Annotated in this window: 23 protein-coding genes; 19 read left to right on the forward strand and 4 right to left on the reverse strand. The window is 25.3% G+C overall.

Going from position 1 to position 15,590, the window contains the following annotated elements; genetic code table 4:
- Positions 1–27 precede the first annotated feature (27 nt).
- Entirely contained in the window at positions 28–216 is a 189-nt protein-coding gene (locus tag I5Q57_RS07175) for a hypothetical protein (protein WP_215825882.1), read from the reverse strand.
- Positions 217–509: 293 nt separating this feature from the next.
- Between I5Q57_RS07175 and I5Q57_RS07180 the strand changes: the two genes are divergently transcribed.
- The 14 genes from I5Q57_RS07180 to I5Q57_RS07245 all read left to right on the forward strand — a co-directional run bounded on the left by I5Q57_RS07180 (position 510) and on the right by I5Q57_RS07245 (position 8,117).
- On the forward strand, positions 510–1,295 hold the full coding sequence (locus I5Q57_RS07180) for an NAD(+)/NADH kinase (protein WP_215825883.1): 786 nt from the start codon (positions 510–512) through the stop codon (positions 1,293–1,295).
- 18 nt (positions 1,296–1,313) lie between these two features.
- Positions 1,314–1,676, forward strand: a complete 363-nt coding sequence (locus I5Q57_RS07185; RefSeq protein WP_215825884.1) for a DUF4330 family protein — start codon at positions 1,314–1,316, stop codon at positions 1,674–1,676.
- A 539-nt stretch (positions 1,677–2,215) separates the two neighbouring features.
- Positions 2,216–2,377: a hypothetical protein gene (locus I5Q57_RS07190; RefSeq protein WP_215825885.1), complete on the forward strand. Its 162-nt coding sequence runs from the start codon at positions 2,216–2,218 to the stop codon at positions 2,375–2,377.
- A 167-nt stretch (positions 2,378–2,544) separates the two neighbouring features.
- Complete coding sequence (locus I5Q57_RS07195) at positions 2,545–2,766, forward strand: hypothetical protein (protein WP_215825886.1); 222 nt, start codon at positions 2,545–2,547, stop codon at positions 2,764–2,766.
- A gap of 560 nt (positions 2,767–3,326) precedes the next feature.
- Complete coding sequence (locus tag I5Q57_RS07200) at positions 3,327–3,536, forward strand: hypothetical protein (RefSeq protein WP_215825887.1); 210 nt, start codon at positions 3,327–3,329, stop codon at positions 3,534–3,536.
- Positions 3,537–3,594: 58 nt separating this feature from the next.
- Positions 3,595–3,936 (forward strand): hypothetical protein, encoded by a 342-nt coding sequence (locus I5Q57_RS07205; protein ID WP_215825888.1) that lies wholly within the window; start codon positions 3,595–3,597, stop codon positions 3,934–3,936.
- A gap of 30 nt (positions 3,937–3,966) precedes the next feature.
- On the forward strand, positions 3,967–4,341 hold the full coding sequence (locus tag I5Q57_RS07210) for a hypothetical protein (protein ID WP_215825889.1): 375 nt from the start codon (positions 3,967–3,969) through the stop codon (positions 4,339–4,341).
- Complete coding sequence (locus I5Q57_RS07215) at positions 4,307–4,582, forward strand: hypothetical protein (RefSeq protein WP_215825890.1); 276 nt, start codon at positions 4,307–4,309, stop codon at positions 4,580–4,582. Before I5Q57_RS07210 ends, I5Q57_RS07215 begins: the two co-directional genes overlap by 35 nt.
- Positions 4,583–4,585: 3 nt before the next feature.
- Positions 4,586–4,870 carry a hypothetical protein gene (locus I5Q57_RS07220; protein WP_215825891.1) on the forward strand — a complete coding sequence of 95 codons (285 nt, stop codon included), beginning with the start codon at positions 4,586–4,588 and terminating at the stop codon, positions 4,868–4,870.
- 2 nt (positions 4,871–4,872) lie between these two features.
- Positions 4,873–5,121 (forward strand): hypothetical protein, encoded by a 249-nt coding sequence (locus I5Q57_RS07225; RefSeq protein ID WP_215825892.1) that lies wholly within the window; start codon positions 4,873–4,875, stop codon positions 5,119–5,121.
- Positions 5,122–5,143: 22 nt separating this feature from the next.
- Positions 5,144–5,536: a hypothetical protein gene (locus I5Q57_RS07230; RefSeq protein WP_215825893.1), complete on the forward strand. Its 393-nt coding sequence runs from the start codon at positions 5,144–5,146 to the stop codon at positions 5,534–5,536.
- Between the two features lie 265 nt (positions 5,537–5,801).
- On the forward strand, positions 5,802–6,458 hold the full coding sequence (locus I5Q57_RS07235; protein ID WP_215825894.1) for a hypothetical protein: 657 nt from the start codon (positions 5,802–5,804) through the stop codon (positions 6,456–6,458).
- Between the two features lie 306 nt (positions 6,459–6,764).
- Entirely contained in the window at positions 6,765–7,715 is a 951-nt protein-coding gene (locus tag I5Q57_RS07240; protein WP_215825895.1) for a hypothetical protein, read from the forward strand.
- Between the two features lie 213 nt (positions 7,716–7,928).
- Positions 7,929–8,117 carry a hypothetical protein gene (locus I5Q57_RS07245; RefSeq protein ID WP_215825896.1) on the forward strand — a complete coding sequence of 63 codons (189 nt, stop codon included), beginning with the start codon at positions 7,929–7,931 and terminating at the stop codon, positions 8,115–8,117.
- Positions 8,118–8,638: 521 nt separating this feature from the next.
- Here I5Q57_RS07245 and I5Q57_RS07250 read toward each other — a convergent pair.
- Both I5Q57_RS07250 and I5Q57_RS07255 read right to left on the reverse strand, forming a co-directional pair.
- A complete protein-coding gene (locus I5Q57_RS07250) occupies positions 8,639–9,091 on the reverse strand; it encodes a hypothetical protein (RefSeq protein WP_215825897.1) in 453 nt (150 codons plus the stop codon).
- 445 nt (positions 9,092–9,536) lie between these two features.
- Positions 9,537–10,037: a Kelch repeat-containing protein gene (locus tag I5Q57_RS07255; protein ID WP_215825898.1), complete on the reverse strand. Its 501-nt coding sequence runs from the start codon at positions 10,035–10,037 to the stop codon at positions 9,537–9,539.
- 242 nt (positions 10,038–10,279) lie between these two features.
- Between I5Q57_RS07255 and I5Q57_RS07260 the strand changes: the two genes are divergently transcribed.
- The 5 genes from I5Q57_RS07260 to I5Q57_RS09500 all read left to right on the forward strand — a co-directional run bounded on the left by I5Q57_RS07260 (position 10,280) and on the right by I5Q57_RS09500 (position 14,023).
- Entirely contained in the window at positions 10,280–10,726 is a 447-nt protein-coding gene (locus tag I5Q57_RS07260; protein WP_215825899.1) for a UPF0236 family transposase-like protein, read from the forward strand.
- A gap of 229 nt (positions 10,727–10,955) precedes the next feature.
- Positions 10,956–11,264, forward strand: coding sequence for a hypothetical protein (locus tag I5Q57_RS07265; protein ID WP_215825900.1), 309 nt, complete (start codon positions 10,956–10,958; stop codon positions 11,262–11,264).
- A complete protein-coding gene (locus tag I5Q57_RS07270) occupies positions 11,227–11,664 on the forward strand; it encodes a hypothetical protein (RefSeq protein ID WP_215825901.1) in 438 nt (145 codons plus the stop codon). The genes I5Q57_RS07265 and I5Q57_RS07270 overlap by 38 nt, the downstream gene beginning before the upstream one ends.
- A 266-nt stretch (positions 11,665–11,930) precedes the next feature.
- Entirely contained in the window at positions 11,931–12,848 is a 918-nt protein-coding gene (locus I5Q57_RS09495) for a hypothetical protein (protein ID WP_246534690.1), read from the forward strand.
- Positions 12,845–14,023 carry a polyribonucleotide nucleotidyltransferase gene (locus I5Q57_RS09500; protein ID WP_246534743.1) on the forward strand — a complete coding sequence of 393 codons (1,179 nt, stop codon included), beginning with the start codon at positions 12,845–12,847 and terminating at the stop codon, positions 14,021–14,023. The genes I5Q57_RS09495 and I5Q57_RS09500 overlap by 4 nt, the downstream gene beginning before the upstream one ends.
- Before the next feature lie 50 nt (positions 14,024–14,073).
- Here the strand turns inward: I5Q57_RS09500 and I5Q57_RS07280 are convergent, their stop codons facing one another.
- Positions 14,074–15,438: an MATE family efflux transporter gene (locus I5Q57_RS07280; protein ID WP_215825902.1), complete on the reverse strand. Its 1,365-nt coding sequence runs from the start codon at positions 15,436–15,438 to the stop codon at positions 14,074–14,076.
- Positions 15,439–15,590 lie beyond the last annotated feature (152 nt).

Consider the following 15,590-nt stretch of genomic DNA (forward strand, 5'->3'; position numbering starts at 1 on the left):
AACGGTTGCCAATAACCACCGTGTGCTCTAAATTTTTGATCAATTTCATTTAAACGTTTTCGTTTTTTTTATTAATTCTGCTTGTTGTTTGACTTTTTCATAAAATTCTAAAAATTTATCATCTGTTAAAGTATTTACTAGTTCTTGAATTATTTTTTCTATAATTATTATCCACCTCTGTCATATAAAAATATACCTAAAATTAAGTATATTCAATAAATATCAAGAGTTTTCTACAAAATTAAAAAATATATTTAGTTTATTACTATCAAGGCACAAAAAAATACAAGACATAACTAAAAATAATAAATATTAATTTAACCTTATATTTCTTGTAATAAATAAATGAGCTCATATTTATTTATCAATTTAACAGCAAACTTGTAAAAACCAAAATCTTGTCATATGTATATGGTTTCTACAAAATTAAAAAAAAAATAATATTTATATGGATTTTTAATTATGATATTATTAGCTTATTGATAGAATTATATTATGAGGTGTAATTAATGCAACAAAAGAAATTTACAATTGTTACTAATAAGGCCGATGAATCAATTGCAGGGGCTAAAAACTTATCTAGTAAATTATTGGCATTAAAGATGATATTTGATGAACAAAACCCAGAAATAGTATTTGCTATTGGTGGTGATGGTACTTTTTTATCGGCGGTTAATCGTTTTAATGAAAATATTGATAATATTCATTTTATAACTATTAATACGGGAAATATTGGTTTTAATGCTCTTTATCAAGTTAATGAAATTGATAAGTTAATTACTAATTTAAAAAATAATATTTTGAAAACAAAATCTCTTGATGCTTTAAAGATAACTATTAATAATAAAATTTTTTATAGTCTTAATGAGATTAAATTAATGAGTATTGCAAAAACAATATTTTTTACAGTTTATATTAATAATCAATTATTACAAAATTGTCAAAGTTCAGGATTTGTTTTAACTACTAAAACTGGTTCAACGGGCTATACTAAAAGTATTAATGGTGCCGTTATTTTAAGTGAAAAAAATTTAATGGAATTCTTAGAAATTGCTCCGGTTTCTCATAATAAACATAATTCTTTAAAGGCGCCATTAATTTTAGATAATACCCACACCGTTACTATTAAAGGTAATATGAAAGATGCTTTTTTAGTAATTGATAGTCAAAAACATGACTTTAATAGTGATAATTTAATTATTAATTTAATTGCTAATAAAATTAAAATTTTAGTAACTGATGTTAATGATTTAATAATGATTAATCAAATTCAAAAAACATTTATTCATAATTAAACAAAAGGAAGAGAAGCGATGGAATTATGACAGATACTGTTGTTAGATTTAGGGTTAATATTATTAGTTTTTATAATTGCTTGCTTAATAAATATGATATTTTTAAAAAATAAAAATTCATCAGAAAAACAATGACAAAAATTAATTCCTTTTAAAGTAGATGTTTTTATTGATTATTTAGGAACAATTAGTAATATTATTGAGGCACAAGCAACAAATACAAAGATTAAAATTATTATTAAAGATATTAAACAAGTTAATATTCAAAAGATTCGGAAGTTAAAACAGCAAGGAATAATTAAACAAAGTAATGCTATTAGTATTATTTTTGGTAAGTACGCGAAGGCATTATCAGAGATTATTAATGGTCGTTTAAAATAGCGAGGACGCATAAAGTTTTTTTAGGTAGGAAAAGGTTTGAATAAGTATTAAGACAGTCAGCAATGATTGTCTTTTTATTTTATAAGATGTTAAAATTTGTTTTTTGAAAATTAAATACAAGTGAGTTAATAACGTTGGTATGTATTAAAGCACGATAAATTGTGGGTGGTCGCCATAACCAAAAGAAGTTTACCAGTTAATAGATAACATCCTATTAGCTATAGCAATTTGTTTTGTTTTGCAATAAAAAAATGAATGGGCGGACCCCCTAAAAATGTACACGCTATTAAATTAGTTCCAAGGGTAGGGCGCGGACATTAAAGTGTAAAAATTTCTATATATGGATATATTAAGTTTAAAATTATTAAAATCTTTATCTAATTAAAAAAACAAAATTTATTAACAAAGCTTGTTAAACACTTAAATCTGTGATATTTAAGTGTTTAAAAAACTAAGTTAACTAAAACTTAGTTAATATAACTTATTTAATATAACTTATTTAATATAACTTAGTTTATTCATAAGAAAGGTAATTTATTATGAAAAAAATTGAAAATATTTTTTTAAATACTAAAAAATATCTTTTAAAAGAAACACAAAACGCAATTTTTATTAAAGCACCAGAAATTCCGTGATTTAATGAACAAATCGGTATTTGGTTTCCAAAACGATTTGTTTATAAAGGAAAATACGAAAATTAAATTTGCATTGGAATAATAAAAGATAGTAAATATCAAATAATTTCGATTAATCAAAAAGAAAAAGAAACCAAATTAATTAAGGGACAAGAATTATTAGGTTTTTTCATTGCCGAAAAAGAAAACAATAAAAAAGATATAAATTATAACTATTTTAAAGGAGTTTAAAAATGAATATTGCGATTGGAATAATATTTATTATCATTTGCATAATGCTATTGGCATATTTTGCTTATAAAATTTATGCCAAAATAAAAATTAGAATTAAATATAAAAATGTCATTAAAAATAATACTGGTAATTTCACAAAAGACGAAAAAGTATTTATTGCTCGCTTTGAAGAATGAGTTAAAGCTCCTAATTCAAAAGAAAATAATGAGAATAAAAAATAATGTTTTGAGAAATTATTATGGAATTTTTAAAACTATTTGTTCCGATAGAAAAAATGTCTGCACAGGTTGCGTTTATTGCCGGATTAATTATTATCATTACTTTTCTTTTCGCATTAATTTCAATTATATATTTACCTATAAAAATGATTTTTGGGAGATAAAAAATGACAATAAACTTAAAATAATTTAATTGAGAACAAATTAAACAAACTTTCTGAGATTTATTTATTCAAATTACAACTATTCCGTCTCATATTAGTGGTGATAAAGAAATTGATTTAACTCAAGAAACGCTTTGACTTTTAATAGCAAACATTGCTTTTTGATTCTTAACAGCGATTATGGTGTGATTTATTCTAATGCTACTTCGGAAAACCATATCAGTATTTAGATAGGGAAAAAATTAATGTCAAGAAGTTACATTGTGATGCATTCCCAAAGAAATTCAAAATTAATTAGGAAAAAATATAACCGTGTTAATGTTAATCTTGGTTTTAACAAATTTAAGAAAAACTTTGAATATAAATGATGAATGCTTTAAAAAGAAAGGGGGTGATTATATGATTGGAACTTTCTTAACAGAAGCACCAGCAGTAACAAAGATAACAGCTAGTGACGCGATGACTAAATTATGAAATGCGATTATAACAGCGTTTACTAAAATGTGAGAAATTATTGCTGTTAATATGCTACAAGTCGGTAACTTCTTTGCTTGATTACTGAATCTTCATTTTTCCATTTATTTTGGCAATATTCTTTATTTGCTTTAAAATGTTTGAAAAATTACTTGGAGCAGCACGCTAACAAAAAAATAAAGTGAGGTGCAAGATGAAATTTTGCAAATGAATAATAGAAAAAAATAACCATTTTATTGAATTAAATCGCACCTCATTTTTAATTTTATGACATTGAGGAGCAATTTGATACATTTACAACGGTTATTTAAAAAACATTGTGAGCTATTTATTTTTAGTGGGTTGTATTTTAATTTTCCTTTTAAAAATCGGTAATTTAACACAAATTAACAAAGTTATTAATTTCTTAAAAAATTCACCGTTAAATATTGTGATTGGTTCATTAGGAGCTGGAAAAACTGCTTTTCTAGTATACGCATCAAAATTACTAAAAAAGAAAAAATATCATATCGCATCAACGTTTCCATTATTATAAACCCAAAAATTAAGTTTAGGTCATATGAGATTGTTAGACTTTGATTATCTGGTATTACCAGACAAAACCTTACTTTTATGAGATGAAACCAATTTATTTCTTGAAGGTACTGATTGAGAAAAAAATAATACCAAAAACGAAGAAACCGGTATCCAAGAATATTTCGCTCTGGCACGCCATTTTGGTCATATTGTTCTCGCTAGCGGTCAAAGAGATAAACATATTTGAGTTAAAGTTCGTGATATTGCCAATAATGTGATTGTGGGAATTCGCAAAAAACCAGTTAATATTATTCGTCCCTACTTAAAAGTCATCTATGGTACCTTTACTAGCATTGAAGAATATGAACGCTGACGAAACACCTTAATTGATGCTAAAAATAGTAAAACAAGTTCGCCACATTAAATACCGTGATATTACTGAACTTGATATTTATTTTTTTAAACTAAAAACTCCTCTACCAATACTTAACACCTACAATTCTTTTTACTTAGCATTTTTAAGAGATTACTTAAATTCAAAAGTAAATCCTGACTATGAAGATAAATACTATGCCGACACGGCAATTGATTTAGAAGATTTGGAATACTTAAAAATGGATAAATTTAGCAAATTTTTAAGAAAAATGAAAGAAAAAGAACAATAAAAAATGGAAAATCTCGCAAAAATGGCCGACTTTCTCGCCCAAATGCTTTATAAAATTTTTGATTTAATTTGAAGTCTTGAAGTACCGGGAACAAAAATTCAACTAATATTTCCTTTATTATTAACGCTTGCCGTAGAATTTCTTATAGCAATTATTCTTGGATTTGGTAGTCAACAAGTTAATTTAGAAAAACAACGCCAATATGCTGTTAAAAATAAGGGTCATTTAAGTGAGTGAGTAAAAGCTAAAAAACAAATAAAACCAATAAAAACAAAACAAGGTAACTAAAAATGTTTAAACTAATTATTATTTTTATCTTAATAACTTTTCTTGGATTATTAGCCGGTAGTCATTTTGAAACTTTAACGAACTATATTAGCGAGGGACTTGCCAATTTCCAAAAGTTTATTACTAGCAATTTAACAATTTTAGAACTATTTAAACCAATGGCTCGGACATTTTCGCAACATCCAATCTTTACCATTCTTGGCGTTACTTGTGTACTTATTGCTTTATTTATTGTGATTAAAGGACGATAAAAAATATGAAAGGAGAATTAAAATGAAAAAACTTTTAGTAAAATTATTTAAAAAAGATAATTCAAAAGAAAAAATGCCATTAAAATTAAAAATTAAAAATTCTTTTAAAAAGCAGTGGTTAAAAATATTATTAAGTATCATTTTCATCTTTATAAGCTTATTAATTTGTGCATTAACAGCAATCGATAATAAATGAATAACCGGAACAAGTAACGAATTTAATGATTTTATGAATAAACATATGGTTGATTTTTTTGGTAAGTTCAATACTGGTATTATGCTAGCAGGAATATTTGTTTTTTGATGAGGCGGAGCAATATATTTTGCAATTAAATTTGAAAAATTAATCCGCTTTATTATTCAGAAAATTAAAGCAAAAAGAGTCTTAAAAAATGAAGCGAAACAAACTCATTAATTCTTTAAAAAAATATTGATGGAGAATTTTACCTTACATTTTTATGATTATTATCTTTTTCATTCCATTTTTAAAATTGGAAATTAATGATTTGAAATTATTATATGAAAAATTTGAAGCATTAATTTCACTTATGATACTAGGATATTTAGATATATGCATTACAATAGCAGTAATTATGAACTGTAGCATTGGGTGACTTATTAAAAAAATCAAAACTGAAAGAACAACGAAAAATAAAATATTTTAAAAAGGAGTGATAAAAATGTTTATGAAAATATTTACCGTGTTAATTATTAGTTTCAATAACATTTTTACCATTCCCCAAAATATTAATAATGACAAAATAATAACACAATCAATAATTAGAAACAAAAGACAAAGTAATCAAGTATCTGAAATTAACTTAACAGAAGCAGAATTTACAATATGAAAAAGTGAAGCCCCTTATAAGCCTGCACAAGCGCGAAAAACCGAAGTGCAATTTTCATTAAATGATATAGAGAAGCAATCAGGAATAAACCCAATAAATCCTGTAGAAGAGTTATGAGACAATAAAGGACGAATTCAAAGTTATATTAATCAAAATCAAATTAATATTATTAAAAAACTTAACGAATTACAAATAAATATAAAATGAACAGAAGTTGGAAAAGAAGAAAAACAAAATATCAAAATAAAAAAGATTAAAATAAAATTTGAATATCAAAAAGATACTTCTGCCGGCGTAAGATGAAACTGGTGAAAAATACTAGAATTTGAAGCACAACTAAAAAATAAACCCGCAACCGAAATTGAATTGCCAGAAACAATCACTGGCTTTGATGGAAACCATAACTATAACGATGTTATTGATAATCTTGACTATTTAATGATTCACTGTGGTGATTTTGATAAATTTAATTACTCTTATCTTTATTAAATACCGGTATTTAATTTCATTGATACTTTAGAAAAAGGTTATTACAAAGAATTTACGATTAAAAATTACGGCTTTAAAGATTAAAACTATTTTTATCATAAAACATCGACAGGTTTAAACAAAATTAATGAAAATATCCTTAAAATCAAGGCATTTAACAAAACCCTAATTGCCGGAAACAATTATTTACAATTATTACACGGCGAAAAGGAAATCTTAAAATATGATACTGCAAATGATAACGATTATTATCTAATTAAGCATCTTTTTGGAACCTTAAATTATCTTAATGTTAAATTTAGTTTTTTGAGATATGATCCTGAATTAAGGAACGATACTTACCTATATTTTAAAAATAACATTCCTAGTATTAACAACAGTGATTACAAAAATGTTTTTGATGAAATCTACGAAATCCTTGGAAACTTCTTTGCCGGCTTATTTTACGATACTTTTGACATGGACGAAAAAACTCATACCGAAATTAATTTCAAAGGATTAGAAAACTATAACAAAGATTATTTTATTCAAATTGGTTTCTTTTATCGCTCGTTAATTACTTTTTATCCAAAAAAATACTTAATTAATGTTGCTGGTAATTCAGAATTATTACTAAGAAGTTATTTTTTTACTTTTGATAAAAAAACGCACCAAGAAAATTATAATGCCATTAACAACAACAATAGTATCTACCAAATTGATTTTAATGTCTTAAAATCCTATGATAATAAAATGATTACCTTGCCAGCCAGTAAGAATGCTAACAGCATCAATTACCTTAATACGGACATTGATATTTGTTATGGTATTAATATTTTTACCTTAACTTTCCCACTTTATCATAAAGGAAACAACTCTAACTACAATTTTAAAATCTATGACTTTAATGTATTAAATTCCACGACCTTTATCCCCGATGGTTCCGCCAATTCAGAATGAGATGATTTAATTCCGCCAGCAAATTGCAAATATTCTGGACGATGAATACCTACTTTTAACGATATTGGTTGTGCCATTAAGAATGCTAGTATCAAAATGTTAAACTGAATGCTGACGGCATCACAAATCATTACGATTTTACGACCATTAGCAATTATTGCAAAAGCAACAGTTAATTTTTCAACTGCGATTTTTCCGGTTTTTAAAACAGTACCGGCCTTTTACTATACTTTTCAATTTTTAATTGGTTTTGCCATCTTTCTAATGATTTTAAGGATTTTCGTGTATTATATATATAATATTGAAAAAATAAAGTAATAAGGGAATTAAAATAATGAAAATTTTAAATATAATTGCTCTTTGAGAATTAACAATATTGCCAATAGTTGGATGTTCCAAAAAAACAAATGAAATAATAATACCTAAATTAAAAAAAGTAATCAAGTATCTGAAATTAACTTAACAGAAGCAAAATTTACAATATGAAAAAATGAAACCCCTTATAAGCCTGCACCAGCGTGAAAAACCGAAGTGCAATTTCCATTAAATGATATAGAGAAGCAATCAGGAATAAACCCAATAAATCCTGTAGAAGAGTTATGAGACAATAAAGGACGAATTCAAAGTTATATTAATCAAAATCAAATTAATTTTATTAAAAAACTTAACGAATTACAAATAAATACAAAATTAACAGAAGTTGGAAAAGAAGAAAAATAAAATATCAAAATAAAAAAGATTAAAATAAAATTTGAATATCAAAAAGATACTTTTTCCGGCGCAAGATGAAACTGGTGAAAAACACTAGAATTTAAAGCCGAATTAAAAAAATAATGGGACTGTAGTACAATTAACTGTGTCTCCAAGTAATTAACTTAAATTTACTCTGTGACGACCCCCCTAAAAAAAATTAATGTGAAATCGCACTACCACAATTTTGAATTGGCATCGTTCATTTCTTAACCATATTTTGAAATGCTAAATAGCATATTTTAAAAACTGTAAACACCTAAAGAAAGATGGCTTTTTACGATAACAACACCTTTGAACAACTAAGCAACTTTTCATTTTTTCTCCTTTTTATTTTAACAAAATAAAAAAGCAACAATATTAAATTGTTGCTTCTAAACTTTATTTATATTACAATTTCTTAATTTTTATTTTCACAAGCAACTAAAATAGTTGTACTTGTTCCAATTAAAGTTATTATTTTAAATAGCTAATATCGTTTTTATAAAACCTTATACTATAGTAGTAACTGTATTTGTTCTTACTGGCCCTTCTCTTTCTGATGAAAAAAATGCTTTCCCATTAAATGTTATGTTATCATTGTTTTTATATATAGTAATTTCATTGGATAATAAACTATATTTTTGTAAAATTTGCATTACGTCTGTAATTGATAATGTAACTATTTGTTCTTTATTGTTATCATCAATTATTTTGGCAGTAATATTCCCTGTAATTTTTTGTTTTAAATTTAATATAACTTTAGATGTAATTATTCTTACTGGATAAGTAATTTTTAATTTTTCATTGAGATTAAGTTCAAATTTATCATCGTGTTCCTTAAAAATACTTAAAATTATTTCTTGTTCTTGTTTATTTGTGTTTGATAAATCAAATTCATTTGATAATACATTAATAATTTCAGAATTTTTATTATTTATATTTGTAAAATCTGTTAATTTCATTTCATCATCAGAATTTATGTTTCAACCATTTAATTTATTTTCTTGTTTTAGTTAATCCTGTTGTAATTTGAAATACTAATTTTGATTTTGAATTATATTCACAAGCAGATACATTAAATGATCTTGTATTTGGAGTTTTATTTATAATTTCTCTATCAGAAAATACATTTTTAGGAACATTAGATCATGAAAATGAATTTTCTTGTTTTGTTATTTCAGTATTTGAAAAATTTAAATTATTAGTATCAATATATTTTATTTCTTTAAATTTTAAATTTGGATTTTCATCTTGAAATTTAAAAAATAATGCTTTTTTAAGAAATTCATTTAAATTAATAATTTTATTTTGTTGATTATCAATTGAATAATGTACTTTTATATTATTATCATTATTTAAATTATCTTTTATCTTTACTATAGCTAAATTATTTGTCTTGCTAATAATTTATAATTGTGAAATATCTAAATCAGGATTTAAATAATTTAATTCACTTAAAATTATATTATCAAAATTATTACTAATTTTTCCTAAATTAGAATTTAAATCATAATTACTGTATTCATAAACATTTTTATCTGATGAACCAATATATAATTTATTATTTAAAATAGCCCCCGAAGAAGCGGTTCACGCATTTGTTGTCATAACAATTTTTTGTTGTCCTGTTACCGGATTATATTCATAAACATTATTATCATCTGAACCAAAGTAAAGTTTATCATTAAAAACAATACCTGAAGAATAAATTATTCCATTTGTTTTAATAATAATTTTTGTTCTATTTATTTTATTATTTTGATCATTGCTTCGTGTTTGTCTTTTATAATTTATGTTTTCTAATTTAATTTGTTGTTCTTGTGTTGGATAAGGACTATTGGCAACAATCCCCGCTATTCCACTACTTGCTGTTGTTATTGTACTTAATAAACTAAGTAATTTTTTCATTTATTAAATCCTTTTTATGAATTTTTACTAATTAATAAATTTGTTGAACAATAAACATCCTTCCTTAAATTTTTAGAGTCTAATTAATATAAATTGATTATAAATCATCAAATAAGAATTTTTATCATTTTTTCAGAATATTGAATACTAATTCTAGACAAACATTTATCTTTAAAAAAAAAAAATAAGTTAACTAAATTTAACTTTGTTAAAAGTACTCTACCAAGAAAGGTTATTTTTTTATGTTAGAAATTAATAATAATGTAAAAACTGTAGAAAACAAGCATTGATTCAGTTTATTTATAACCCACAAAAATATGTACACCAACAAATGTGAACAATTAGCTAATGAATATGAAAAATTATATGAATACTTATATAAATATCATTATCGCTTAAAACAAGGTTATAAAGTAGTTCATTTTGCTACAAGAACAATTATTACAATTTTTGGTGAAGTTGTTTTTAAACGACGCCGATATAAATATTGAAATCAAAAATCAGGTAAATTTGAATATGTATGTTTGTTAGATAAAGAAATTGGTTTGTTGCCCAAACAACGCATTTATTTTGATGTTCAATTTAAAGTTTTAAGTCTTTTGGGCGATGGTAAGCGGTATCGCGATGTTTTAGATGCTCTAAATCATTGTTATATTTCAAAAGGTAGTATTTTCAAATATTTTAAATAAATACGATATTGCTGAATATTTTCAACTAGTAGAAAAAGAAACTAAAACTAGAACCGATGTCAAAAATAAGGATTTATATATTCAACTAGATGAGACATTTTTAGCGACATTAGATAAGAAAGTTAAACAAGACCAAAGAATTTGTTTAGTTACTTTTCATACCGGGCATAAAGAAAAAAAATACAAAATTGCTCGTAGAGCGTTAGAAAATAAACGAGGTCATTTTCTAATGTTAAAAGTTGGTAAACGAATAAATACGACGGATTATCGTGATTTATTAATTAGAGAATTACAAAAATATTATATGAATGTTAATTATGACAAAATAATTGTTTGTGGCGAAGGCACTACTTGAATTAGAGAAATTGCCAATATTTTTGGTAATGTTAGATATATTTTAGATGGTTATCACGCTATTAAAAAATTAAAACAAACCGCATTTAATATTATTTTTGAAAATCGCAAAGTAGCAATAAATAGTTGAATTAAATTATATAAGGATGGAAATTCATCAAGAATTAATCAAAAACATTCGTAATATTGCTAAAAATGAATTAAATAAAGACATTAAAACAAATTTAAGAAAGGCTAGTAATTATTTCAGTAATAATAAGCAAGGTATTCATAATCAAAATTTAGAATGAAATATTGGTTGTAGCATTGAGAGTGATGTATCTCATTTGGTAAAACAACAATTAGGATATGGGGCAAAAATATATAATCATAAGAATTTAAATAACCTATTACATTTAAGAATGGCAAATTTAAACAAATTAAATGTATTATATTACATTAATGAAAGTATTAATTCAGAAATAAAAATCAGAAAAGAAATGTATAAAAATTCATTATGAAATAAATATAATAATAAAAATGATGATAGTCGAATTAATTATAAAGGTAATGCTGTAACAAATAAATATAATAGATTTAAGTAAGTAAAAATATTAGTTAAAATTTAATAAAATTAATAATTTTTCATTGTGTAAAAATTCAATAATATGATAAAATGGTAATGAATAAAAATGACAACAACAAGAAAGGTGGGGTTAGTTTAATAATTAAATAATATAATTAGCTGATTGTTTTACTTTTTCAAAACAATACCTAAGAAAACTAAACGCGACCAAATAGCGATCATATTTTTTGTTGCTAAAACAATATGATAGAATAAGATGTGGAAAGATGAGAAGGGTAACAGCAAATGAATAAAGAACAAAGATTTACGAATAATTTTAATGGGAAGAAAATTGTTATTGAGTATGGTAGTTTAGCATTACTAGCAACAAGCTCAATTTTAGTGCGATATGAGAAAAGTACAGTATTAAGTATTGTTAGTTTTAATGAAGAGCCATCAACATTAGATTTCTTCCCCTTAACAGTTGTATTTCAAGAGAAATTATATTCTGTTGGAAAAATTCCTGGAGGCTTTTTTAAGCGTGAAGGTAAACCTAGTGAATATGCAACGTTAGCATCAAGGTTAATTGATCGTCCTTTGCGACCTTTATTTCCTAATAATATTAATCACGAAATTCAAGTAATTAATAATGTATGAGCGGTTGATTCTAATGCTGATGTCAGAATGGCAGCATTATTAGGTTCCTCATTAGCATTATGCATTTCAAAAATTCCTTTTAATGGTCCCGTGGCAGGAGTTATTATTGGAAAAATAAATGGGGAATTAATTTGTAATCCTACAAGTCAACAATTAGAACAATCATTGTTAGAATTAATTGTTGCGGGAACAAAAGCATCAATTAATATGGTTGAAGCTAGTGGTCAAGAAATTAGTGAAGAAGAAATGTTGGCAGCAATTGCGATGGCCCATATAGAAATTAAAAAGTTAGTTGCCTTTCAAGAAGAAATTATTAATATTATTGGTCAAGAAAAAATGCCTATTATTGAATTAGAATTTGATAATAAGTTAGTATCGAATATTACTAGTCAGTATGAACCACAAATTATTAGTGCTTTAAATATTAAAACGAAGCAAGAACAAAAAAAAGCTTTAAAAGATGTTTATAATGCTTTATTTGCTGTTTATGATAATCAACAATATGTTAATGAATTAGAAAAAAAAAGGTTATTAAACAGATTAGAGCTATTTATCAAACTTTATTAAAGAAACTTGTTCGTGATTTTATTATTAATAAGAAAATTCGTTTAGATGGTCGTGTGAACAATGAAATTCGACCGTTAACATCAATTATTGATGTTCTCCCAATTGTTCACGGTAGTGCTTTATTTACTCGTGGCGAAACGCAAGTATTATCAATTGTAACTTTAGGGGCTATGGGCGAACATCAAATTATTGATGGTTTAACAGAAGAGGAAAGTAAACGATTTATGCTTCATTATAATTTTCCATCATTTTCAGTTGGTGAAACTGGAAGATTTGGACCGCCCAATAGAAGAGAAATTGGTCATGGAGCATTAGCAGAAAAAGCATTGTTACAAGTATTGCCTAGTATTGATGATTTTCCTTATACGATTAGAGTTGTAACGGAAGTATTGGCATCTAATGGTTCAACCTCCCAAGCAGCAATTTGTGCTTCTTCATTAGCTTTGATGGCTAGTGGAGTACCATTGAAATCTGGTGTTGCCGGGATTGCAATGGGATTAATTAAAGAAGGTAATGATTATGTTATTTTAAGTGATATTCAAGGTAGTGAAGATCACTTTGGCGATATGGATTTTAAAGTTTCGGGAACAAACCAAGGAATTTGTGCTTTACAAATGGACATTAAAATTGATGGCATTACAATGGAAATTTTTAAAGAAGCATTATTACAAGCTAAAATTGGGAGAAAGCATATTTTAGATAATATGAAGCAAACAATTAATATTTCGCGTAATAAAGTAAATAAAAATGCCCCTAAAATTAAGCAATTACAAATTCCGATTAATCGCATTCGTGATGTTATTGGTGCTGGTGGTAAAGTAATTACTAATATTGTTGAGACTTCTAGCAATGTTAAAATTGATATTAATGACCAAGGGAAAGTGACTATTTATCACAAAGATGAAGCATCAATATTAATGGCAGAAAAATTAATTAAAGATATTATTGAACCAGTTATAATTGGAGAAATTATTACGGGAACTGTTGTTCGGATTGAAAAGTTTGGTTACTTCATTAATTTAAAAGAGAATATTGATGGATTATTACATAATTCAAAAATACCCAAAAATAAGCCGTTATTAAAATTAAAACAAGAAGTAACAGTAAAAGTAATTAGTATTGATGAAAAAAATCGTGTTAATTTAGAATTAATTAATGAAATTAAAATTAAATAGAAAAATAAAATGAACTCCTATTTTAAACTAATAAGAGTTCATTTTATTTTTTAAATTAATTTTCGTGCTCATTTTATTTTAATAACACAGATGGTAACAAGAGCAAATTGAATAATTTCACCAATAGTAGAAATAATAAAAATATATTTGTAATCAAAGTTAGGAAAATATTTAGTTACAATAATACTAACAATTAATGGCGTCATAACAATAATAATTCAAGTACAAAGAATATCTAAGGCAGTAGCTAACTTTACAAATCCGCCGGCGCGTAAAACACTAAAAAAGATAATTGAAAAAGATAAGAAGAAATAAGCTAGGGATTGTAATCCTAAATAAAATCTTGCTGTGCTAATGGCTTCATTACTAATTTTGTTAGTAAATAGAATATCAAAAATGAAAAATGAAAGACCGAAAATTATTATTGTGAAAGTAATCGCAATTAGAAATAGCAAACCAATAATTTTTTTAATATTGGCAACTGCTTGCGACAGTTTACCAACACCTAATTGTTTACCAATAAAGATTGGTACAATGGCACTATAACTATTAAATACGGCATAAAAAATATTCATAATATTCATTACAACAACGGTTGCTGATAGGATATCGGCTCCACCATAATATGAATAAATAACTGTTTGTGCTGTTAATGATAATACAAAAAGAATGTTAGCTAAAAATATTGGCAAAAGCGATTTAAGAATTTTTAATAATAAATCTTTAGTAACATATCAAAATTTTTTCATTGGGCGAAACATGGGTTTAGTAATTAAAAGAAATGTAATAACAATAGTTATTTCTAAAATTCTTGCTATTACAGTAGGAATAGCAACTCCCATAACTCCCATTTTTAAATAAAATAAAAAGATGAAGTTGAGAATGCCATTAGTCAATACCGGAAAAATTGTAAAAAGAAACGGTAAATATGTTTTATTACATTCGGTCATATTTTGATATAAGGTTGTTATAATGCTTAGAAGCGGATAAATTCAAATAACAGTTGTTAAATATAAACTGCCATTATCAATTGCGATTTGGGAATTAAAATTTAACATTGTTTTACTGCTTTCAGAAGCAATAATTATTTTAATTAAATCATTTCTTAATGTGAAGATAAAGATGGTAAATATTATTGACATTGTGACATTAATCATAATTCTAATGTTATTTACTTCTTGCATTTTTTTAAGATTATTATTACCAATATATTGAGAAGCATAAATGCTTCCGGCCATATTCGTGGCAAAAAAACCGAACATTGCCAGTAACAGAATGGTATTAGCAGCACCAACGCCATTAAGAACTTCTTGACTTAAAAAAGAACCAATCATAAAGACATCAATAACATTCATTAATGCAATTAGTAATGATTGACCGATTAGAGGAATCATAATGATAAGTGCTTGTTTCATAAACTTACTGTCAAAGTATGCTGATAATTTTCATTTTTGGTTGATATTAGTAAGTTTCATTATTTTAGTACCTCGGTTTCTTAAATATATAAGAACAATTATATTTTACTAATAAGATTAAGTCAATTGTGATTAAGTTAATTTGGTCGCGT

The organism is Spiroplasma endosymbiont of 'Nebria riversi' (genome assembly GCF_018831625.1).
In the GTDB taxonomy this organism is placed as follows: Bacteria; Bacillota_I; Bacilli_A; order Mycoplasmatales; family Nriv7; genus Nriv7.